The 24020-nt window shown below is 38.9% G+C and carries 22 protein-coding genes; 4 read left to right on the top strand and 18 right to left on the bottom strand.

What is annotated here, in order from left to right; all coding sequences use genetic code 11:
• Positions 1-8 precede the first annotated feature (8 nt).
• The 8 genes from JF53_RS16650 to JF53_RS16615 form a co-directional block, all read right to left on the bottom strand.
• Complete coding sequence (locus JF53_RS16650) at positions 9-992, bottom strand: alpha-ketoacid dehydrogenase subunit beta (RefSeq protein WP_047982681.1); 984 nt, start codon at positions 990-992, stop codon at positions 9-11.
• 12 nt (positions 993-1004) lie between these two features.
• On the bottom strand, positions 1005-1994 hold the full coding sequence (locus JF53_RS16645; RefSeq protein ID WP_047982680.1) for a thiamine pyrophosphate-dependent dehydrogenase E1 component subunit alpha: 990 nt from the start codon (positions 1992-1994) through the stop codon (positions 1005-1007).
• Positions 1995-2101: 107 nt separating this feature from the next.
• Positions 2102-3391, bottom strand: coding sequence for an NAD(P)H-dependent oxidoreductase (locus JF53_RS16640; protein WP_047982679.1), 1290 nt, complete (start codon positions 3389-3391; stop codon positions 2102-2104).
• Positions 3392-3420: 29 nt separating this feature from the next.
• Complete coding sequence (locus JF53_RS16635) at positions 3421-3786, bottom strand: PTS glucitol/sorbitol transporter subunit IIA (RefSeq protein WP_236686969.1); 366 nt, start codon at positions 3784-3786, stop codon at positions 3421-3423.
• 99 nt (positions 3787-3885) lie between these two features.
• Positions 3886-4941, bottom strand: coding sequence for a PTS glucitol/sorbitol transporter subunit IIB (srlE, locus tag JF53_RS16630; RefSeq protein ID WP_047982678.1), 1056 nt, complete (start codon positions 4939-4941; stop codon positions 3886-3888).
• Between the two features lie 31 nt (positions 4942-4972).
• Positions 4973-5503, bottom strand: coding sequence for a PTS glucitol/sorbitol transporter subunit IIC (gene srlA / locus JF53_RS16625; RefSeq protein ID WP_047982677.1), 531 nt, complete (start codon positions 5501-5503; stop codon positions 4973-4975).
• The gene (locus JF53_RS16620) at positions 5491-5889 is read right to left on the bottom strand and encodes a transcriptional regulator GutM (RefSeq protein ID WP_047982676.1); all 399 of its coding nucleotides are present in this window, start codon (positions 5887-5889) and stop codon (positions 5491-5493) included. Before JF53_RS16620 ends, srlA begins: the two co-directional genes overlap by 13 nt.
• A 68-nt stretch (positions 5890-5957) precedes the next feature.
• Positions 5958-6929, bottom strand: a complete 972-nt coding sequence (locus JF53_RS16615) for a sugar-binding transcriptional regulator (protein ID WP_236686968.1) — start codon at positions 6927-6929, stop codon at positions 5958-5960.
• 246 nt (positions 6930-7175) lie between these two features.
• On the opposite strand from JF53_RS16615, the gene JF53_RS16610 reads away from it, so the two are divergent.
• Complete coding sequence (locus JF53_RS16610; RefSeq protein WP_053072056.1) at positions 7176-8822, top strand: glycerol-3-phosphate dehydrogenase/oxidase; 1647 nt, start codon at positions 7176-7178, stop codon at positions 8820-8822.
• 30 nt (positions 8823-8852) lie between these two features.
• Positions 8853-9893 (top strand): alcohol dehydrogenase catalytic domain-containing protein, encoded by a 1041-nt coding sequence (locus tag JF53_RS16605; protein ID WP_047982675.1) that lies wholly within the window; start codon positions 8853-8855, stop codon positions 9891-9893.
• A 57-nt stretch (positions 9894-9950) separates the two neighbouring features.
• Here the strand turns inward: JF53_RS16605 and JF53_RS16600 are convergent, their stop codons facing one another.
• The 8 genes from JF53_RS16600 to JF53_RS16570 all read right to left on the bottom strand — a co-directional run bounded on the left by JF53_RS16600 (position 9951) and on the right by JF53_RS16570 (position 16750).
• On the bottom strand, positions 9951-10907 hold the full coding sequence (locus tag JF53_RS16600; protein ID WP_047982674.1) for a sugar-binding transcriptional regulator: 957 nt from the start codon (positions 10905-10907) through the stop codon (positions 9951-9953).
• 134 nt (positions 10908-11041) lie between these two features.
• Positions 11042-11218, bottom strand: a complete 177-nt coding sequence (locus JF53_RS17370) for an aspartyl-phosphate phosphatase Spo0E family protein (RefSeq protein ID WP_162200790.1) — start codon at positions 11216-11218, stop codon at positions 11042-11044.
• A 64-nt stretch (positions 11219-11282) separates the two neighbouring features.
• A complete protein-coding gene (gene codY, locus JF53_RS16595) occupies positions 11283-12071 on the bottom strand; it encodes a GTP-sensing pleiotropic transcriptional regulator CodY (RefSeq protein ID WP_047982673.1) in 789 nt (262 codons plus the stop codon).
• 104 nt (positions 12072-12175) lie between these two features.
• Positions 12176-12544, bottom strand: coding sequence for a response regulator (locus JF53_RS16590; protein WP_047982672.1), 369 nt, complete (start codon positions 12542-12544; stop codon positions 12176-12178).
• Between the two features lie 272 nt (positions 12545-12816).
• Positions 12817-13590 (bottom strand): HAD family hydrolase, encoded by a 774-nt coding sequence (locus JF53_RS16585; RefSeq protein WP_047982671.1) that lies wholly within the window; start codon positions 13588-13590, stop codon positions 12817-12819.
• Positions 13590-14414: a carbohydrate ABC transporter permease gene (locus JF53_RS16580; protein WP_047982670.1), complete on the bottom strand. Its 825-nt coding sequence runs from the start codon at positions 14412-14414 to the stop codon at positions 13590-13592. Before JF53_RS16580 ends, JF53_RS16585 begins: the two co-directional genes overlap by 1 nt.
• A 13-nt stretch (positions 14415-14427) precedes the next feature.
• Positions 14428-15390: a carbohydrate ABC transporter permease gene (locus JF53_RS16575; protein WP_083443672.1), complete on the bottom strand. Its 963-nt coding sequence runs from the start codon at positions 15388-15390 to the stop codon at positions 14428-14430.
• 94 nt (positions 15391-15484) lie between these two features.
• A complete protein-coding gene (locus JF53_RS16570; RefSeq protein ID WP_047982669.1) occupies positions 15485-16750 on the bottom strand; it encodes an ABC transporter substrate-binding protein in 1266 nt (421 codons plus the stop codon).
• 279 nt (positions 16751-17029) lie between these two features.
• Between JF53_RS16570 and JF53_RS16565 the strand changes: the two genes are divergently transcribed.
• Together JF53_RS16565 and JF53_RS16560 are read left to right on the top strand one after the other, a co-directional pair.
• Entirely contained in the window at positions 17030-17431 is a 402-nt protein-coding gene (locus JF53_RS16565; RefSeq protein WP_047982668.1) for a hypothetical protein, read from the top strand.
• Between the two features lie 567 nt (positions 17432-17998).
• Entirely contained in the window at positions 17999-21085 is a 3087-nt protein-coding gene (locus JF53_RS16560) for a GNAT family N-acetyltransferase (protein ID WP_047982667.1), read from the top strand.
• Positions 21086-21249: 164 nt separating this feature from the next.
• On the opposite strand, the gene JF53_RS16555 is transcribed toward JF53_RS16560, so the two are convergent.
• Both JF53_RS16555 and JF53_RS16550 read right to left on the bottom strand, forming a co-directional pair.
• Positions 21250-22413, bottom strand: a complete 1164-nt coding sequence (locus tag JF53_RS16555) for a M20 metallopeptidase family protein (protein ID WP_047982666.1) — start codon at positions 22411-22413, stop codon at positions 21250-21252.
• Between the two features lie 82 nt (positions 22414-22495).
• Positions 22496-23896 (bottom strand): YfcC family protein, encoded by a 1401-nt coding sequence (locus tag JF53_RS16550; protein WP_047982665.1) that lies wholly within the window; start codon positions 23894-23896, stop codon positions 22496-22498.
• Between the last annotated feature and the right edge of the window lie 124 nt (positions 23897-24020).

Raw genomic sequence — 24020 nt, 5'->3', positions numbered from 1 at the left:
TCCCCCCCTTACAAGTGATTAAGTGTTTCTTTCACCGCTCTGATAATATCCGCTACTTGTGGGGCATGTGATTTTTCCAACTCTGGATTATACGGTACAGGAGAAGGGGCTCCACCCAGACGTTTAATAGGTGCATCCAAATAATCAAATGCCTCGCTTTCAGCAATCATACTGACAATTTCTCCGCCATAGCCACCACGTTTTACTGCCTCATGTACAACAACCACACGACCTGTTTTTGAAACCGATTTGATAATCGTTTCTTCATCAAGTGGTACTAATGTCCGTGGATCAACTACTTCTACACTAATCCCATCTTTCTCAAGCTCCTTTGCTGCCTCTAGTGCGCGATGTACCATAATAGCTGTGGCAACGATGGTAACATCTTTCCCTTCACGCTTAATATCCGCTTTCCCCAATGGAATTGAATACGCTTCTTCTGGCACCTCATCAGATGTTTTATAAAGTAATTTATGCTCATAGAAAATAACCGGGTTATCATCATCCATCGCTGCCTTCAAAAGGCCCTTTGCATCATAAGCTGTTGATGGTTGGACAACCTTAAGCCCTGGGATGTGCGCTACCCAAGCCTCTAAGCTTTGGGAATGCTGAGCAGCCGCCCCTGTTCCTGATCCGCTTGGTGTACGAACTACTATTGGAACTTTCCCTTTTCCGCCGTACATATAGCGAATTTTTGCTGCTTGATTTACTAGTTGATCAAGCGCAATTGTAATAAAATCGGAAAACTGCAATTCTAAAATAGGTCGCATACCAGTTAAGGCAGAACCAACTGCTGCTCCAGCGATTCCCGCCTCACTGATTGGAGTGTTCCGTACCCGATCTGGTCCAAATTCTTCTATCATTCCGCGCGTGACCCCAAATGCTCCACCATATACACCAATATCTTCACCTAAAATAAATACATCATCATTTTTTCGCATTTCTTGACTCATTGCCTCACGTACTGCTTCTAAATAGGTTATCTCTCTCATTGCCGTCCCCTCCTACGCATAAACATCCGTTAATAAGTCATCGATTGTTGGCATTGGGCTTTCCTCTGCAAATTTAACTGCATCTTCAATTTCTTTCTTACTAACTAAACGGATTTCCTCAGCCTTATCTTCAGAAAGAATCCCTGCTTCAAGCAATACTTCCTTAAATCGTTTAATAGGGTCCTTCTTACGCCATTCTTGTTCCTCTTCTCGAGTTCGATATTTCTTCGCATCACTTTTGGAATGACCCTTCCAACGGTATGTTTTCGCTTCGATTAGTGTTGGTCCCTCACCGTTACGCGCACGTTTAATAGCCTCATCCGTCACATTCATCATTTCCACAATATCATTTCCATCTGCGACAACCCCAGGAATCCCATATGCCTGCGCACGAATAGCAAGATTCTCTATTTTCGTCATTTCCTTAACCGATCCAGACATACCATATTGGTTATTCTCACAAACAAAAATTACCGGTAAGTCCCATATAGCAGCTAGGTTAACTGCTTCATGGAAGCTCCCCTCGTTGGTTGCTCCATCCCCAAAGAAGCAAACGGTTACATAATCTTCATTCTTCATTTTTGCCGTTAAGGCTGATCCCACCGCCAGAGGAATTCCTCCTGCAACAATTCCGTTTGCGCCAAGATTCCCCATTTCAACATCAGCAATATGCATGGACCCACCTTTTCCTTTACAATATCCGGTTGTACGCCCAAATAGCTCTGCCATCATTTTATCCGGCGTAGCACCTTTTGCAATACAGTGTCCGTGTCCACGATGGGTACTTGTAATTTTATCCTTCAATTCTAGCAATGCGCAGACACCTGCAGCACTTGCCTCTTGCCCAACTGCTAAGTGAGTCGTACCATGAATCATCCCTTTTGCAAAAAATTCATCTACTTTTTCATCAAAATAACGGATTAACCACATTTGTTTGTATAAGTTTAGTAGTTTTTCGTCTGTTACTTTTTTCGGGACGTTTAAATTAACTCCATTTACCATGCTACATACGCTCCTTTACAATTTGTTTTTATAAACTAGTTAAACTAGGTGAATACAGTTCAAAACATTAACTTTTTTCAACTTTCAACTAAGTATCTATTTTGTTATTAAAATTCTCTATCCTGAATTGAACGTAGCTTCCAGATAGTAGATTCCTTAGTTTGATCGACCATATCATACGTGATAATTTCACCTTTTTTAACAGGTCTTTTCAACATAATATTTTGATCTACTAATCCTAACGGTAAAGCATTCATTTCTTTTGCTTCTTTTGCAATTAATAGTTTCCCATATACAGTGAAGCCGCCAATATTATCCAGAAATTCACCAGCTTCTAAATCCTTCTTAGCAACTGTAACTGTTTCACCCTGTAATCCAAAATAAGGTGCAATAGTTGCTTCATGATCGAGATAAGCTTTCGCAATAGATAATGGGGTTTCTAAACTAGTTAAATGATATGGGCGATATAAAACATAATTCGGACCATCACCCATTTTCAAGTATTTCATTTCAGCATTAACTTCTTCCTTATTTGATGCAATAATGGCAAAAACCCCAGGTGCAATTCCATTTACATAATCAACAATTTTTCTTCTATTTAATTTACCGCCTTTTTCCTTTTCAATAAAAATACCTGATAATTCATTTACGGAACCTTCAAAGCCGTGCATTCCTGGTTTATCTGGCAAAAATCCAGTAGCATTTGCTACCGCATTCATTTCAACCATCGTTTTTGTTCCATCCTGGAATGAGGCAAGCATTTTAGGTGATGCCCCCTTAGATTTAGCTTCTTCTTCTGCAGTGGCTGGATTTGCCTCTAGATTCAACGGATTATTTTTTCCTTTTCCAAGAGCAACCACTTCAAACCCTATCGCATCAGCAAAATCATATAATTCCATAATTGCGCCTGGCTCATCACCCGCAGATCCTGTATATACCACTCCACTTGCATCTGCCATTTTCTTAAGTAATGGACCCACCGTCACATCAGCTTCCACATTCAACATGACAATATGCTTTTTATTTAAAATCGAATCCCAAGCTATTTCTGCTCCTATATTTGGTACTCCAGTAGCATCTACAACTACATCTACCTCTGGCAAAGTTGTAACTAGCTTCATATTAGAAGTTGCAACTACCTTATTATTTTGTACAGCATTTGATGCTTCTTCTAATGTGTCTGCAGTTACAATTTCAGAACGTGACAACCCTGCATGCTCATAAGCATGTGTAATATTGTCTACTATCAAGTCTGCTGTAATAACAACGCGCATTCCCTTCATACTTTCAATTTGAGAAATCATCCCTCTTCCCATTTGTCCAGCACCTACAAGTCCTACCTTTATATACGAACCTTTGCTTTCAAGTTCTGCTAGTTTTCTATTTATGTTTAACATTCTCTCCACTCCTTGTTTGTATTAGGATCTTATCTATGGAATGTAATTATTGAACCCTTTTTTATTTTGGGTATCGCTTTCTTTTCTAGGCAAATTGTACCCGGCAACTCTGAATGTGATTCTCCATTGAAATTAAATGTCGCATGACCTAGCTCGTTGAGCGTCTCATTAGCCTTGTCTCCGACAAAAAGAATATGAAAACCCTCATTGTTAATCACCATTGTATCTCCAGATTTTATTTCGTTCTTGATAGTCTTAGCATCGTGAATTACTGAAATTCCTTTCAAATCAAGAGGAACTGTATCATTAAATAAAATCATGATATCCTCTTCAAACATCAGAGTCGCTTCTTCTCCAACCTCAATAATAGTTAGTCTCAAGTATTCCTCACTCACAATTCTCACTCCCTAAAATAAAAATTACAAATGTAACAAGTGGTTACATTTGTAATTATAAAGTGGTTAATTCGATTAGTCAATTGTAAATTATCTGAATTAGCTATATAGACCAAAGCTAGCAAAGTAAGCAATAACAACTGCAATAGGTCCAGTTATTAATCTGGAGAACAGTACTGCTGGAACACCTACTTCAACTGTTTCTGGTTCAGCTTCACCTAGTGTCAATCCAACAGGTAAAAAGTCAGCCCCTACCTGAGGGTTTATTGCAAATAAAGCCGGCAGCGCCATTTGTGGCGGAATATTACCATTTGCGATCTCCACTCCAATTAACACACCTACTACTTGTGCTATTACAGCACCAGGTGCTAATAACGGAGATATAATCGGTATCGCCGCAACAAGTGATAAAATCAACATCCCTATTAAACTAGTAGTCATTGGAGCCACTAAGTTTGCTATAAAGTTACCAATGCCTGTGAAGGTAATGATTCCCATTAGGGCACTTACGAACGCCATAAATGGCAAAATGTTTTTGATTATCGTCTCAATAGTATCTCTACCAGACTGGAAAAAAATACTTACGACACTGCCAACTTTATTTCCTAATATCTCAATGAAAGCCATTATAGGATTCTTTTTCTTTACGCCGCCATTACTACTTTTTTGTTCAGCCACTTTCGCCTTTGCCTCTTCTTTTACTTGTTTTGCTATGTTTTTATCCATCAAAGAATTATGTGTTGCCTCTTCTACACTTGCTGCTACATGTATCTCGTCATCTTCATCTAGATCTACTATATTCTTTACGTCCACTCCAGATACAAAATTACCCTCATTAATAAACTTTAATAAAGGTCCAGATGGAGAATTACTAAAAGTATTTATCGTTTTAACTCCCATTCGCGGATATACTCCGCTCCTTGCCGTTCCGCCACAATTAATAACAGCTGCTGCAATTTCCTCTTTTGGAACAGACTTTTCAAAGCCATCAATTGCAATTGCTCCAGTACGATCAGCTAATTCCTGGGCAATCTTATGGATACCTCCACCTGTTACAGAAATTATATATTTTTGACTTTCGCTTGGTGTAATAATAAGTGGCCCGCCCCAACCTGTGGCACCTTTTACAACCTTAACAGATTTATATTCACTCATACTAAAGCCTCCATTCGATTATCATTAAAATCTATGCAGCTGTCTTTGCCTTACTTTTAATCATTCGATCTGTAATAAATTCCGTAACAAGACCTCTAATTAACATAACGACAATACCTACAAGTAAGAATCTAAGTGCAAGTGGTCCAAGTGAGAGTCCAAGTTCTGTTATACCAGCAGCAATACCCATATATACGAATAGTTCCGCTGGATTTGCATGCGGAAATAAACCAGTGATTGGATGTACAAATGACACGGCAGCATCATAAAATGCTGGTTTTTGTTTTTCCGGTAAAAATCGTCCAAATGTGTAACACATAGGGTTTGTTAAAAAGAAAACAGCTAAAAATGGAAAAATTGTATACCGTAGAATAAAGTATTTCGTACACTTCTGAGAAAATCCATACACTCGTTCTTCCCCAATAAATTTGATGAGTGCATTTACAGCAGTAATTAATACAACAAGCATTGGGATAATTCCTGTAACTAATCCCATAAACGTGTTCCCGCCTTCTTGGAACATACCAATAAAGCCCTCAGCTAATGAAATTAAGAAGTCCATGCTTCATTCCCCTTCCCCTTTTTAAGTTCCTTTTGAATCATTTCAACTGCACCCTTTAAGGCATTTTTTTCATTATTACTTAAAAATTCCGAATTATTACTGTCTGCTATTTTCTTGCCAATTAGTTGTTTACAATCTCGAAACCTCGCAAATACAGTGATGCCTTTCATGATTTTTGCTTCCACAATTTCTAATTCCTCATCACAAACTAGCATGACTAAAGCACCAGTTCCAAATCTTTTCTTGTAATAACCTGTACCCAAATATCCTGACTTTCTTTTCGTAAATTCGTTGATGTGATTCCGATACTGTCTTACTTGAAGCTGGGTTAATAGAAATTGCAAGCCCCAAATCAACGCAAAAATGATTATAAATTTACCCCACATTTACTCCTCCCCCTTTACATAAGTAAGCTATAATTACGTTTGTTAAGCTAATATTAAAGCGCTTTCAATTAATTGTCAATATATTTTTTATTTTCTTTTTGTAATTTTACAAGCGCTCTCGCGGTTACTTCGTCTAAGATCAAAGTAGTCAAAAAATTACTCCGTAAAGCTACATCAAGGCTTTCAACTTTATATGTACCACTGACAATTGCAAGAACCTCCGGAATACGTTTCAGATCCTGTAAATCAATCCCAATAGTTCTATTGTTCAACGAATGTTCAACTTCATTTCCATTAGCATCATAAAACTTAGAATTGATATCTCCAATAGCATTTGATTTCAATAAGCTTTTTTGCTCTTCTTCGTTTAAATAGCCCATCTTATTCATCGTAGCGCTATTATGGGGATTCCCTACACCTACTATTGCTAGATCAACATTTTTACCTTTCGTTAGCACTTCCTCTACATCCCTTGAATAGATGATACGATTTCGCAAATCCTCGTTATCGACCATCGCTGGTGCATACAAATAAGAAGAAGTTGTATTTAACTTCTGTGCCAATTGAAAGGTAAGATGATTAGAATGGTAGTCAACAAAATTCTGACCCATTCCTCCAATTAATGGGGTCACATGAATATGCTTTTTTTCAATATAGTCAAATGCCTCAACAAAAGAATGCACAGATTCTCCCCACGAGATACCAATTGATTTAATACTATCCAGTTTACGTTGCACATAAGCTGCCGCAGCCTTACCAAGATCACGGATTGTCATATCATGACCGTAGTTCGTTGATGAGACTACAATAGCTTCCGTCAATTTATACTCTCTTTCTATTATTCTTTCAAGTTGAACAGTATGGATTGATTCATCCTTCACATAAACTTCAACTATATTAGTTTCCTTAGCCTGTTTAAGTAATCTGGAAATAATGGGTCTCGATTTATTAATTTTTTTTGATATTTCCGTTTGCGTCCAGCCTTCAAAGTAATATAACTTAGCAACTTTTATCATCAATTTTCGCTCATCTTGTTTCAATTATGTTCACTCCCTTTACCTTTATGAGTTATTTATCATATTAGCATATCCATTCTATTTTGAAATCGTCTTCAATAAATTCTTTTGAACAATATCAGTCTACATGTATTTTATGACAACAATTCCTTTAAACAAAGTAAGCCTTTATTGACTCTTAAATTTTAAATAGCTATACTTAAATCGAATATTACAAAAGTTCTCAACAGTAACATTTGTATCATATTTTTTTAAAAAGGGGGAAGCTCTTTGAAAACTTACCATCATTTCTCTACTTTTGAACGTAATAACACCATCAAACAGATGGAACAAGAATGCTTCGATGTTCTTATAATTGGAGGGGGTATTACGGGTAGTGGAATTGCGCTTGATGCTATTAGCAGAGGATTAAAGGTTGCATTAGTTGAAAGAAATGACTTTGCATCAGGTACGAGCAGTAGGTCAGGAAAACTAATTCACGGCGGATTAAAATATCTTCAAAACTTTGATTTTAAAGTCGTGAAAGAAACTGGTTCCGAGAGAGAAATTGTTTTTAACAATGCCATGCATCTTGTTTACCCTATAAAAATGAATTTTCCTTTAATCAAAAAGGAGTCGTATAATTTATTTACGTTAAAAGCAGGCTTAACCCTTTATGATCGCCTTGCTGGAGTCCACAAAAACGAACGGCATAAAATCTACGGAAAAAAGAAAACTTTGCTACACGAACCACTGTTTAATCCTAGTACAGTCCAGGGGAGTGGCGTTTACGTGGAGTACCGAACAGATGATAGCAGATTAACTATGGAAGTATCCAAAACTGCGGCTGAAAGAGGAGCAAAAATATTAAATTATGCGGAGATGACTGAATTTCTTAAAGACGAAAATAACCAAATTAAAGGAATTGTCGTCAAAGATCATATTGGAGGGAAAACATTCACGATAAATTCCAAATACGTTGTCAATGCTACTGGCCCATGGGTAGATGTGGTCAGAAAAAAAGATCGACCAGTAAAAGGTAAATACATGGTTCTGGCCAAAGGCATTCATATCGTATTCGACCGTAATTCCTTACCAGTTCAATCCTCTATATATTTCCAACACAAAGGCAGAACGATAGCAGTAATACCCATTCATAATCGAATATACGTCGGCTCAACTGAATCTATTTATCAAGAAAATATGGATGATATCCCAGTAAAGCTATCTGAAGTTAATTATTTGCTCAACTGTCTAAAAGATATGTTTCCATCCATTAATTTAACTGTTAATGATGTTATTTCAAGTTGGGCTGGTATTCGGCCTTTAATAGGTGAAGATGGAAAGTCTCCGGCAGAGTTGTCTAGACACGATGAAATCTTTGAATCTGACAGTGGATTAATCACTATCGCAGGTGGGAAACTCACGGGTTATCGAAAAATGGCAGAGCGAGTTCTACAATATATTGAGAGAAAAGAAAAGAAAGCTATCACTACCTCAAAAACTGTACATCTAAATCTAACTGGAGCTAAGTTTAACTCAATTAATGAAATAGATGATTATACAACTAAATTGGTTCAAGAATTCAAGGAACTAGACCTTTCTTTCGATGAAGTAAGTAAATACGTTTATCGATATGGATCTAACACAGAAATAATGCTTGCTATGTTTAAACAATACAATGATAAAACTGATACGGAACTAAGAAATATTTTAGGAGAATTAAGGTATACTGTTGAACACGAAATGGTTTCAACATTAATAGATTTTTATGATCGTAGAACTAGCTATGTATTATTTGATCCAGAAAAAGTAACACGTACATTAGATTATACTTGTGAAGAGTTGGCCAACATATTTAATTGGTCAATTGACAAGCAGAATGAAGAGAAATTTGAGATGCAGACTTTATTAAAGAGGGGTTTAAACTTTAAATGATTATTAGTTTACTAGTAAGGAGGATTTAAAATGCTAGTTGCTGCACTTACTGCTAAAGAAAAGATTGAATATCAACAAAGAGAAATCCCCATGATAACTGATCATGAACTATTATTAAAAGTTCACGCAGTTGGAGTTTGTGGATCTGATTTAAGAATATATAAAAACGGTGATAGTAGAGTCCGATTCCCCCGAATTATCGGTCATGAAATTGCAGGTGAAGTTATTAAGGTTGGGAACCATGTTGAACTATTTAAAACAGGAGACAGGGTTACAGTTGGGGCACACATTCCTTGTGGAGAATGTCTCTATTGCAAAAAAAATGATGGACACCAATGCATTAAAGGTGAGTCTATCGGGTATCAAATTGATGGAGGATTTGCTGAATATGTTGTTTTACCCAAAAAATTTATAGAAAATGGTTCTATTCAAAAAATCGCGGATACTACTCCTTACGAATTAGCTTGCTTATCAGAGCCGTTTTCTTGTGTATTAAGTGGCTTGCGAGAAGTAACTATTAATGCAGGTGATACAGTAGTCGTCTATGGAGCTGGAGCAATAGGATGTATGTTTATTGCAGCAGCTAAAAAAATGGGCGCTGGCAAGATAATTACTGTCCAACGGTCTGAGCCAAGGCAAAAAATGGCATTAGACATTGGAACCGATATTATCATCGATCCAACAAAAGTTAATACAATCGAAAAAGTTAACCAGGAAACAAATGGTTATGGAGCAGATGTAGTAATCGTAACCGCACCTTCTTCTTCCGTCCAAGCAGAAGCACTTGAAATCACAAAAAAAACTGGGAGAATTTTATTTTTTGCAGGTATTAAACCAGCTGAGAATATAACACTGAATACAAATCATATTATCTATAAGCAATTAAAGATCGTTGGTACTCACGGCGCACCACGTGATCTACACGTAGAGGCAGTGAAGTGGATAAATGAACAGTTCATCGATTTTTCATTTTTCGTTACACATAGATTCCCTTTAAATGAAACCACTAAGGCTTTTCAGACTGCACTTCGAAAAGAAGGTCTAAAATGTGTAGTTAAGCCATCACTATAAACAAAAAAAAACGGACGGCTATTAAACTATAGACGTTCGTTTTTGTCTTTAAGTACCTTATTTATATGTTTGATTTTCAACGAGTTCCTGAGCAGTTCGGTCATCAGTGATTAAAACATCTAGGTAGCCACCCTGGAGCGCTGCTTCGATACTTTCTAATTTATACGATCCTTCTACAATCCCAATAACCTCAGGTATCTTTCTTATATCTTCTAAATCAAGTCCAATAACCCGCTGGTTCAATGGATGTTGCAATTCATTCCCAACTGCATCAAAAAAACGTGAGCTAATATCTCCGACTGCACCAGCTTTACGTAAGGAAGTTAAATCATCCGGATTCAGGTATCCAATTTTTTCCATCGTCGATCCCTTAAATGGATTTCCAAGTCCCACGACAGCTAATTCCACATTTCTTGCTTCTTCAAGTACATGCGCAATATCCTTGGTATTCACTAATCTTTCCTTTAAATCTAATGAGTCCACTAAAGCAGGTGCATAAAGATATGAACAAGTAGTATTCATTTTTTGTGCTAAATTAAATGCTAATTGATTCGAATGAAGATGAACATACTCACTACCCATTCCACCAACAATTGGAACTATATGGACATTGTTTTTATGCTCGTAAGGATATTCTTCTACCAAAGAAAGAAGAGTGGATCCCCAAGATATTCCTAAGCTTTTAACATTTTTTGTACGCTTAGCTAAATACGATGCCCCAGTTTTCCCTAATTGTCTTTTAGCCAATTCAGGAGCAAATCCTGCAGTAGAAACTACTATTACTTCTTTTAAATCAAATTTTTTAATTAATTTTTGTTCTAATTCAACAGTATGAAATGTCTCATCTTTGATATATATTTCTACAATGCCTTCTTTTTTCGCTGTGTTCAATAATTTTGAAATTACTGGACGTGAAACGTTATACTTAGTTGCAATTTCTGCTTGTGTCCACCCCTCAAAATAATAAAGCATTGCCACTTTTACCATTAAGCGTCTTTCTTCCCAACTTAACATATAACCGCTCTTTTCCTAAAACTTAATATTTAGTGATTAATCAATTAAATGATAAGTTGAATTCAATAGACTGTCAAGATTCTAACGATTTAGCCATGTGACTAGAAGAGTGTATGTTTACTAAATTGCCAACTCTATTTCCCACCCCTAAACTCCCGCATATACTCCATTATCAACTCATCTAACTCCATACTAGCTGACAGCGTCTTCTGACTATCCATGCCGTATTGCTTTGCATAGTGAAACATCTTTTCGCGTACTTGATTTATTTTTTTCACCAAATTATTTCGGTGCCTGTACATCTTCATCATCAAGGTCCTCCTTACTAAACATGGGCGCTTCTTCAAATGATGCTCGTATACAGGCATCATGGAATTAATTTAAAATCGGTTCCTGTATTCCTTCAAGCTCATCTAGGAAATAGTCATTTAATACTTTAATATACGTCCCCTTCATTCCTAACGAACGGGAATCCACTACGCCAGCACTCTCTAATTTCCGCAAAGCATTCACGATGACAGAGCGTGTAATAGAAATGCTATCGGCAAGTTTGGACCCGACAATCATGCCTTCCGTACCATCTAGTTCATGAAAAATTGTTTTGACTGCTTTTAACTCACTATACGAAAGGGATTCTATTGACATTTGGACCATTGCTTTAGCACGTACTTGTGCTTCTATCTCATCAGATAAGTCTCGTAAAATTTCCATGCCAACAACTGTTGCACCGTACTCCGCTAAAATGATATCCTCGTCTTGAAAATCTACGCCTAAACGAGACATGATAAGTGTCCCAAGCCGTTTTCCTCCACCTAGAATTGGCACGATTGTAGTTAATCCGGCCTGAAATAATTCCTTATTTTCCACTGGAAAAGCAGTATACTCACTATCGATTCCAATATTAGAAGTCGTTTGGGTAACAGCTAATAGTCCTTCTGTATATTCAGCCGGGAACCTTTTAGATTCTAGCATGTCCCTCATTCGCGGATTTTCAATTTCCTCTAAGATTGCAAATCCCGGTAAATCTCCATTTTTTTGGACAATAAACACATTGGCATTAACGGTATCTCGTAACACCTCTGCCATCCCTTTGTAGTCTACTGTGCTATCTTTTGTGTTTTGTAGCATAGCATTAATTTCCCTTGCTTTTGATAATAAATTCATTGTTTTTCCTCCTATATCCTAGTTATTATTGTGGAACCTTTTACGTTTAGAATCTGTGGTGTTATCTGGGGCGTGTGGCGTGGAATTAATTCGCTAAAATTACCTCAACCCCTCTCCAGCAGTAATTGATCCATTACATCAATGACATTATTGAAGTTAGGCTTTGCAATAAATCCCTTTGCTCCTACCTCCATTGCCTCCGCTATATTGTATGATGTACTCATCGCAGAACACATGACGACTTTTGCATTAGGATCATGTTTAAGAATTTGCTCTAACGCTGTCAGTCCACTTACTTGCGGCATCGTAATATCAAGGAACGCAATATCTGGTTGCGCTTGTAAATAATAATTTATTGCTTCGATTCCATTGCTCGCTTCAATAAAATTAGTGTACCCATGCTGTTTCAATATTCCTTGCATCACTGTTCGCGAAAACTTCGAATCATCTGCAATTAAAATTTTCATCTCCATAACCTCTTCTCCAAATTTAAAATGCTATAACTAATGAGATTAGAATAAGTATTCTTGTAATTCCCTCTACAGTCATTTTCCCACTACCACAAAAAATAACCATCACCCAACATTCTCAATTTCACCCACCCCATTAGGAACAGAGTACTAATCAAGGTGCCTGTCACCACCCGGTTTTTGTCGAACACAACAAAAAAACCTGATAGCTACACAAACAGTGTAACTACCAGTTTTCACAACCAGTTTCTATACCTCAGGCAAACGGTCTGTATTCAAGCTAATCGCAACTGAGCTACCAACTCATTCATTGTGTAAACTACCACATCTGGTACACCTGTTAACGGAAACTTCCAATCGTCTTCCTCTGTTTCTTGACGCCACTTCCAGCGAAAATAAGCTAAACATTCCTCCTGTTTATTCCGCATCTCAGGCGGCACTTTTCTTACAAATCCTGTCATATTTCTATAGAAAAATACCGATAAAATACCAAGTTCATTGGCAAATATTACATCATGATCAATTCGGTCACCAACATGTGCAATGATGCGATCACCAGCACCCTGTAGGCTCTTAACCATTTCTATTTGCGGCTTTCCATATCCACTTCTATCTGGTGTTATTACAGTATCAAAAAATGCAGTCAACCCCAGCACATCCATCACAGGCTTTTGATAATGGTAAAATCCATTCGTTACAGCAGCTAGTGTATAGCCATTCTTCCTTAAGATACGTAACACCTCTAGCACATCACGTTCTAACAAATACACCTTAGCTGGAGCCGCATGTTTTTGCACTAATTGTTCCACACTAATCTCGACCGACAATCCGTTACGTCGGCATACATCTCGTAAAATATCATCCCAATCATATGCCTCTACAACCGCTCCTGCACGCATCCGCTGCCGATGCTCTTCAACCAACTCATGCCGAATTCCACGATAACCTTCCTGCGCTACAATTTCTTCTATCTCTGGAAAAACCCATTTGGCAAAGGGATTCTGCATCAACGTTCCATCCAAATCAAAGGTAATCCATTTTTTCCCCATTACTTCATAGCCCCTGTCGTTAATCCATCAATAAAAGTCCTGGATGCAAAAAGGAAAGCAATTAATAATGGAAGAGAGGAGATCGTTAATCCCGCAAATAACAAATTCCACTCCGTATCGTATTCCCCGAACAACGTCAACATCCCCAGTGGAATCGTTCGAAACTCATCACTGCGAATAAAGATTAACGGATAGAAAAAGTCATTCCAAACATTTACCAAATTCACAATCCCCACAATCGCGATAGATGGCTTCATTAGCGGAAGCACAATCTTATAGTACACTTGAAAATCATTACAGCCATCAAGTCTAGCGGACTGTTCCAAATCCTTAGATAGCGTTCTGAAAAAGCCATAAAATAGAAACACCGCAAATGGGATGCCCCCCGCAACATAAACCGCAATCAAAGCAAACAAAGAATCAAGCAACCCGAATTTCATCATCAGTAAATACAACGGGATAATCGCCAGTTTCATTGGGAGCATTAGCCCAATCATAAAGAAAAACAGCACAAAACCGTTCCATCTAAATCGATACCTCGCCAAATAATACCCAGCAAGCGAGGAAACAAACACCACGAGAAAAACAGCAACGAAGCTCACAAAAATACTATTCCAAACATACCCCGAGAAATTCACCTTTTCCCATACGAGTGCATAATTTTCGAATTGAAGTGATTCAGGCAACCGTAATGGTGACGTAAAAATTTCTAATTTTGTCTTAAAGGAGGAAATAATCATCAGAAATATTGGATAGAAAAGCACCACCGTTACTACAAATAGCACCAAATACTTGATGAACTGAATACCCCATCTTGTTCGCATTTTTCAATTCCTCCTATCGTTCAAAATCCTTTTTCCGGAAATAAAACATGAGTATCGCGGTTGAACAAGCGATTATAAAAAACAAAATCACAGCAAGCGCAGAGCCTAAGCCAATTGCCTGACCACCATCTGCCGAACCAAATGCCAGCCTGTAAAAGAAGGTTGCTAATACATCTGTTGAATAGTAAGGCCCTCCTGAAGATCCTTGCATGGCATAAATCAATTCAAACGTTTCAAATGCACCAATAAACGTCAAAATGGTCATCACCATGATGGCATTCATTGCCATTGGAATGGTAATTCGAAAAAGCATGTTAAACCCTGAAGCACCATCAATTCTCGCCGCTTCAAAAATTTCACGATCAATAGCCTGTAAGCTAGCCAAGAAAATCAGCATAGAAAAACCAATTCCAGCCCAACTATTAACTAAAATAATCGTAATCAAGGCAGTATCTGGATCACCTAGCCACGGATGTGCCCATGATTCCAATCCGATTCCTTTCAAAAAGGTATGTAATGCCCCTGTTGAAGGATTCAATATCAAACTAAATAAAAAGCCAATCACAATTACCGACAACAGCTTCGGTAGAAAAAATATTGTCTTAAAAAATTCCTTTCCTTTTATTTTACTGTTAATGATTACTGCCAAGAGAAACGCAATCGCTAGCTCCGAAAAAACATTCACAATAAAAAAAATCCAATTATGCTTAAACGCATTTAGAAAGGTTCCCTTATAAGGCTCCTCTGTCAGTAATACGGTGAAATTATCAATCCCAATAAAAGAATCCCGATCAAATCCATTCCAAGAGAAAAAGCTATTTACTACCGCTGACAATAATGGATAAAGCTGAAACACACCATAAATCAACACCGCCGGAAGTAAAAACAAGTGAGCCCAATGCTTTCGATAGTTCCTTTTCTTCTTAGAAGGAGGATTCGATACAGAAACAGAAGATTTGAGATTTGTTTCCGACATACCATCACTCCTCAGCACAACATTTCACTTTTTGATGAAAATAGGAATATAGAGTCAATACAATCTATTGACTCTATATTCACGAGACTATCTGCTATTCACTTGCTGCAGCACGCTTGGCGTTTTCCATCGCCTCCTGAATAACACCATCAACCGTTACTTCTTCTAAATACATGCCTTGTAATGCATTTTCAAAAACCGTCTTTGTGGTTGGCTCTCCCTCACCATAGTGAACAAGCATTAAATACGGTGTAGCGCTTGCCTCACTCGCGGCTGAAATTTCCTGTACAATCGGATGCTCCGCTTCAACACCTGGGACAGCACTCAAACGATTGACCTCATTACTAAAAATTTCTCCAAATTCCTTGGATGCCAAAAATTCCATAAAAAGCATGACTTCCTCTGGATGCTCGGTATTTTTCACTGCCGCATATGAACCATCCACCCAAGTAGTTACCATCGGCGTACCACCAGGTTCTTCTGCTAAACCTGGAATGACACCAAACTCCATGTCTGGTGCAGTTGATTCAAATGTAGCTAACCGGTAATCACCATTAATGTACATTGCTGCTTGCTCTGTATACAGAAGCGATTGCGCAGCGTCATCCTCAATAGCAATAAAGTCTTCTGGGAAAAATTCCGCTAGTTCTTGCATACGCTCAATCGATTCTACGAAGCTAGGATTCTTCAGATCCATTCCACCTTCCACGAACGCATTGCCACCATATGCAGTCGGTGCAATAACTGCATGGGTCATCGACAATAGATAAGCAGCTCTACCAGATTGAGCAATTGGAGTAATTCCTTCAGCTTGTAAAGCCTGGCAAACCTCCAACAACTCTTCATATGTGGTTGGTTCTTCCAAACCTAGCTCATCAAATAGTTTCTTATTGTAGAAAATAACCCCAGAGTTGAGTGACAATGGCACCCCGTATACTTTTCCATCACTACCACGAGCCGCATCTAAATATTGCTCATTGAAACTACCTAAGCCTGCTATTTCATCCAGTGGCAATAAATAGTCATTATCTGCAATTGTTGTTGCTCCAGAGTACGGGCGCAGTTGGATTATATCCGGACCACTACCAGAGACTAATGCATTAGTAAGAATCGTATTATATTCAGTAGATTCATATGGCTGAAAATCAATCGTGATAGCTGGATATTGTTCATTAAAGGCAGCAATAGCTTTTTCATACATTGCACGGTCCTCTGGCCGCCAGCTGTACATCACTAACTCAACCGTATCCTCACTCACCCCATCCCCACTTGAACCTTCTGAATCCTTATCCCCACAAGAAACCATCATAATAGCTACTACTAGCAGCAATCCCAAAAGCAAAACCCTCTTCACACTCATCCATTTCCCCTCCTAAAATGCCCAAGCTAAAACCATAAAAATTCACAAAAAATTTACACATACAACAATTCACCCAAATATATGAACCCACCAAATCAAATATACCAAGCACACAGAACAGTGCCTGTCACCACCCGAAAATTGTCGAATAGAACCGAGGTGCCTGTCACCGCCCGAAGTTTGTCGAATAATTCTATCTATCAATATTTTATCTTGCTATAATTAGGAGGAAAGTCCTGCTGCATAGTAAATCTAACAAACTTCTAGGAGGAAACAACCATGGTAAAAAAGACTACCTTTCTCGTAATTGCCATCATTTCATTATTTATGTTAACTGCCTGTGGAATTCTGACATCAAGTTCCAACAACAAGAAGAACAACGAATACATAAGCATCGTGACCGAAGGGACTTTCTATGATTATCCAGACACCTATGTTGGGGACGCATTTAATGCATTTTTCTCCCATCCTACTTGGGATTATTATCAATCAGATGAAAACGAGCATATCGTTACATTTAACGGAGGAGCAGAATATCTAGGCGAGGTGGTCAATGTCAATCTTGAATTTGAGGTAGACCCACTAACCGAAGAGTTCGAAGTCGTATGGTCCGATTTCAACGACTTCAAACTATCTGATGCGGATTATACAGATTTACTTGATACTGTTTTCAGTTACTGAATGGAAAACCGCTAGGAGAATTTCCCAGCGGTTTCTAATTTTTATCATAACTTTTGTTAACACCTCGGTTACTACTTTTCCTGAATTATCGAATCAAAGAATGCATTCGTCCTTCCATCTCTATACACGTCACACCCACAAACCCCACCATCTGATTCTGCGTTCCTTACATAAAACCTCCAACTACCAAATCCACTACATATTTTTTCCAATTACCTATTTACAAAAACAACAATTTTCAGTATACTTACAAAGTAAAAACTTTTCAGGGAGGTTGTAAAACATGATTAACACAACGATAATCAGAGCAAAACTTCATACCATGTTTAATACAACCTATTGCGCGTTCTAATAACAAAATGATACGACACCATAGGATGTATGATGCATTCTATGGTTTTTTAATTCAATAATTTGGGTAAGGCTCGAGCTTTTGCACTCCTCTATCCAAATGGGTTTAAAGAACTATTCAGTGATTTTTGAGTGGTTCTTTTTTTGTATCATAATTGAATTCGTAGTAGGGAATTGGGATACATAAACCAGTATCCCGCATAAGGAGATGACAGAATGACAATTGAAATTGTAAAGTATGACAAAAGCTATGCAGCACGAGTCGCCGATATGTGGAACCATAGCCGAGATGGCTGGGGCGGCGCAAATACAGTAGATACAGAGGAATCGATCGTAAACCGTGAAGCGAATTCAACGAACATCCATACGTATTTAGCCCTTGAGGGAGAAAAAGTAGTCGGTTATTGCGGTTTTAGTGAATATCGCGATGATGACGGAGCGCTTTACATTCCACTTTTAAACGTTCGTGATGATTATCACGGCAAAAAAATCGGGAAGAAATTACTCTTAACCGCCTTACAGGAAGCAATCGATTTGAAATGGCCACGACTTGATTTGTATACGTGGCCAGGGAACACCAAGGCAGTTCCACTTTATAAAAAATGTGGTTTCTTCTGGGAAGATCGTGACGACACAACCCATTTAATGAACTTCATGCCCACTGTTTTACACACAGAAGCAGTTCAGGATTTCTTTGAGGATACAAGCTGGTATGACATGAGCACTCGCAAAATCGTCGTAGAGCCTGACGGACGCGTAGAAAATGAGTTTCATTACTATGAATACACATGGGAAAAAGCAAACACCTCCCTTCGCATGGAATTTGAGCGCACTGGAAGAGGTATTCGGTTAATCGAAACCGATGATTACGTTATATCAGCAACAGTCGAGCAACACCCATTAGTATTCGGTAATCAGTATGACATTCGGTACAGCCTGCAAAATAAATCGGGTAAACCACTTCACATTGACTTAACTGGAGTAAATGATAAAAATATTACGTTTAACTTCCAGGAGTCCATTGATGTAACAGATTCTATCGAGTTAACCGGGAGCTTTTATGTAGATAGCATCCAAGAAGAACAGGATACTTTCAAAACACATCCAACCGTTCAAACCAATGTAACCATCAACGGGAAACAAGCGGTGTTCAAGACAGGAATTTTACCGAAATATCCAGCACAAATAAAAGCTATTTTAGCTGACGAATTAACATTCATTGGAAAAGAAAATATTTTTTACTTGGACATCGTAAATAATTTCCCTGAAAAAGTGCAATATGAATTAGAATTTCCTACCTCGTCTCTCGTACAGATGGCAACAAGCACGGTACAGATAGAAATTGGACCAAAGGAAAAAGTATCGATTCCTGTGCCTTTTACCGTAACAGCACATGGATATTATTACAAAAAACTTGCCATCAAAGCGCGAAAAGAAAATGGCGAGGAAGTCCATTTCGAGCGTGAAATAGGGATTCCGTTACGAGCAATTGGTGCGCAATTCCACGGGGAAGATGAAGAAACCATCCAGCTTTATAATGGTCAGTACTTTGCCGAATTAACTAAACGCGGGAACAGTATTACTACAGGAAGAAAGAAAAAAGAAAGCAGCATACGCATTTTGACACCGAAGCTCGGGAAGCCATATTCAGAGGAATTTGCAAAGGCTACACCAACCGCCGTCACCTATATGGAAGATTCGGGTTCTATTGGATTAAAGGCAACCTATGAATTACCAGCCTTCCCTTCTATTAAGGTGCATGTCATCGTGAAGCTGTATGGTGAGGGGCTTGTAGAAAATTATTATGAGATTGACAATTTACTAGATGGCAGCACCACACAGCCAATCTGGCTAAACCAATCTATTTATCTTAATTTAGAAAAAGCAATCCTTCCGTTCCGCGGCGCCGTCGTGGAAATGAATGACTCGATTGGTAACTCCTATGAATATTGGGATGAAAGTCTAGTTACCGAGAATTGGCTCTTTGTAAATGGAATTCATGAACCAATCGGAATGTGCTGGCATCCTGATACCAAAATTCATTTTGGCAATTGGTATACTTATGTGGAGCACGATCTGGGTGAAATCCCTGGAAAAAGCACCATCCAAACGGATCCGGTTTACTTTTCCATCGGTGCATTTCATGACGTGGAAACATTGCGTTCTTATGCGAATCAATCCTTTGGCACACCAAAGGTTCAGCCAGTAAATCATGTATCTGTTTCATTGGAAAATAATAATCCATTTGTCCAGGATGAAACAGCGACAGTTATGGTAAAAGATTTTAAATCAAATTACCTTAACGGGGAATTGGAGCTAACAATTACCAATGCAAAAACAGCTGCAATTACAGGGCACGTTAACCGCGAGGAACAACAAACAGAATGGACTACTGCACTTTCACTTGAAAATGCGCCAGCCGTTTCTGTTGTGACAGCGAAGGCTGCACTTGATGCCAGCGTCCATGAAAGGCAAACAATTGCAATTAAACAACAAAATACCGACATCAAAGCAGAAGTACTTGAGGAACAGGGCTTTGATACATGGACAATTGACAACGGAATCATTCAATTAAAAGCGTCACCAGAATTTTTCCCAACGCTTCATAGCTTAACGTATCAAGGACATGAATGGTTGGATACCTCGTTTCCATCGCTACATCCAAAATTATGGTGGAATCCTTGGTCTGGTGGATTATGGAGTGGCTTAGGAGCAATTCGTCCTAATTCTCTAATGAAGGAAAAGAGTACAGCTGCCTTTGCAAATGTAACCGATAATAAAGGGAATGAATGGAAGGGAATTAAGCTTACTACCTTGGTGAAAGAAAATAAGGATTATAAAGGGCTAACCTATCACCAATATTTCCTTGTATTACCAGGAGCGCCCGTACTTTGCCACGTTAGTGAAATCAATCAGAAAACGGGAACATTTTTCCAGCAAAAGGAATGGCGAAATGAGGCTTATTTCAAACCAGCCCAGAACATTGAAGACAATTGGGCTCGTGTACAGGATAAACAAGGAGATTGGACGAAAATCGTTGCCGGTAAAGGGGAAAACGAGAGCATCGTTGACCGTAATTTGTTGATTGGCTGTGCGGATCGCAAGGAACAGATGCAAATCATCACCGACTCTACCAATCTGCCGTACACGTACATCAATAAGCAAGTACTAACATCTGGGCACTTGGAACAAATCACGATTCCAGCCGGTGAAACCCAGTTTACAACACCGATATTCTATCTATTTAATCATGATGTGATTCCTGTTGGAGCACAGATTGATTTAAAAGGGATACGGTTTTAAGAGGAAGAACATAGTCACTAGTGATTAGCTGACGACTTAAGGGCTAAGGTTACACGTCTAAACACAGAAAAGAAGGGACAGATTAATCATTCTGCCCCTTCTTTCTTTTTGAAAATTATGCGCCTAATTCCGACAAAAACCGGGAAGTGACAGGCACCCTCCACTTATCCAAGTACTAAACTTACAAACATCTTTCCGATATTCACGATAGCTCGTTCGTCTATATTGAATTTGGGGTGATGGTGTGGGTAGTCAGCGCCAATTGCTGCATTTTTGCCACCTACTGTAAAGTAGACACCTGGGATTTCTTTCTGATAGTAAGAAAAATCCTCACTTCCTGCCATTGGAATTCCTGTTATCAGATTTTCTTTTCCGAATAAACGAGCACCAATTTCTGCTACACGCTTTGTTTCATCTGGATCATTATAAATCGATGGACAATCCTTCACATATTCAAAGTCAACCGACGCTCCGTTAGCTGCACAAGTAGCTTTCGTAACCTGCTCCATCGCTGCCTCAATTATCGACCGAGCTTCTTCATCATACGTACGAACAGTCCCTTTTATCGTAGCGGTATCTGGAATGATATTGTTCGCTCCACCACTAATAAATGACCCTACAGTTACAACCGCTGCCTGCAACGGATTCACACGGCGACTAACAATCTGCTGTAAGTTAACCACCAATTGGCTTCCGGTAACAAGCGGATCAACAGTTAAATGTGGCTCCGAACCATGTCCACCTTTTCCGCGAATAACAATATTGAAATCATCCTGTGCAGTAGAAGCATAGCCCTCCTTCACACTAACCGTGCCATACTCCTCAGTAGACATAACATGCGCTCCGTAAATCATATCAACCCCATCCAAGCAACCATCAGCAATCATTGGTTGTGCACCACCAGGTGTCACTTCCTCCGCAAACTGATGAATAAACTTGATTGTACCAGGGATTTCATCCTTGATTTCACTTAGAACTTTGGCAACTCCAAGCAGGGCTGCTGTATGCAAATCATGTCCACACGCATGCATTACGCCAGGAACCTGAGACTTATACGGTACATCAGTCTCTTCTTGAATTGGGAGGGCATCAAAATCAGCACGTAAGGCAATCGTTTTCCCCGGCTTGCCACCTTCTAACGTACCAACGACTCCTCTTCCACCTACTCCAGTTTTCACATCAATTCCAAGACTTTCTAAATATGCCGCAATCTTCTTAGGTGTATTCACTTCCGTATGGGAAAGCTCCGGATACATATGAAAATCACGACGTAACTCTACTAATTCCGGATATATTTCTTCGAGTCTACTAAACAAATTATCTAACATGCCTCTAACCTCCGCTGTCTATCATTCTAGCTGCTTCTATCATACAATATTCGACAAAACCCGGGAAGTGACAGGCACTCCCCTACCAAATGAACATATGAGCTATTGTCACAAATATTGCGCCTAATGCGTATTGGATTAGGATTAGTGGTAGGACCCATTTCATCCATTTAATCCAAGGTATTTTGGCGATAGCTAATGCCGCTAATAGGATTCCTGCTGTTGGTGTGAAGATGTTTGAGATACCGTCTCCGTATTGGAATGCCAGTACAGCCGTTTGACGACTTACACCTACTAAATCGCCAAGTGGAGCCATAATTGGCATACTAATCGCAGCTTGTCCACTGCCAGATGGAACAATGAAATTCAATAAACTTTGTGTGACGAACATACCAAGTGCTGATAACCCACTAGGTAATCCAGCAACAAGATTGGATACCGCATATAAAATCGTATCAATCGTATGAGATTCTTGTAAAATCGTTAAAATCCCATATGCAAATCCCACGATCAAGGCGCCCATGACCAATTCCTCACAGCCTTTAACAAAAGACTCTGCAATTTGATTCACACGCATTTTTCCAATAATCCCAACAACGATTCCCATAATCAAGAACAATGCAGCAATCTCGGTAATATACCAGCCCTGCAAAATAACCCCAAATGCCAACCCAACTAATGTAAGTACCAGCACTGCTAAAATAACCAGTTGACGTTTCGTTAATGTTTGCTGTTGCATTAGTTCTGGGTCAACCACACGCTTTAAATCTTCCTCATACATTAAGCTCTTTGTTGGGTCCTTCTTTACCTTGCGAGCATATAGCATCACATAGGCAATTGTGACACCAACAAAAATCAACCAAAAGACAAATCGAACACCCATCCCAGAAAATGTTGGCAAACCAGCAATCCCTTGTGCTACACCAACGGTAAATGGATTCATAAAAGCAGATCCAAATCCAGCATACACTCCAGCCAGAATCATCGCTGCTCCAGTAATCGAGTCAAATCCTAGCATCAACGCCAGTGGTACTGCAATCAGTAGGAACGGAATAGCTTCCTCAGCCATTCCCCAAGTTCCACCGCAAATCGCGAAGAACAACATAACCACAGGAATTAAATAAAGCTCTTTCCCTGCCATTTTTTTCGTAATCGAACCAAATGCCGCTTCAATGGTATTTGTCGCCCGAAAAATACCAAACGTTCCACCAACGATAAAAATAAAGAAGATGATTCCTGCCGCTTCAACCATTCCGATATGTAAGGATTCAAATAATTCCATAAAACCAGTTGGATTGGAATCAGCCGCATGATACGTACCATCCACCACGATTGATCTACCGTTCTCATCGGTTGTTCGATCGTATTCCCCTGCTGGTATCACATACGTTAATAAAGCCGTCAACGCCATTAGGCCAAATAAAATGACAAACCCATGTGGAAATTCAAATTTTTTCTTTGCTTTAACTGTTTCTGTACTCATGATGCACATCCCTTTCTTCGTTTCAAATTGTGTTGGATGTACACAGAAAACTTGAAGGTATAGTGTTGTTGTGGTTACTTGTCTCTCATAAACTATCCAAGCTTGGGCGAATGTCCATATTCAT

The sequence above is a fragment of the Ornithinibacillus contaminans genome (assembly GCF_001038425.2).
In the GTDB taxonomy this organism is placed as follows: Bacteria; Bacillota; Bacilli; order Bacillales; family Amphibacillaceae; genus Ornithinibacillus; species Ornithinibacillus contaminans.
The sequence above is the reverse complement of the archived record's forward strand: the minus strand, read 5'-3'. Positions and strand labels throughout refer to the sequence as shown.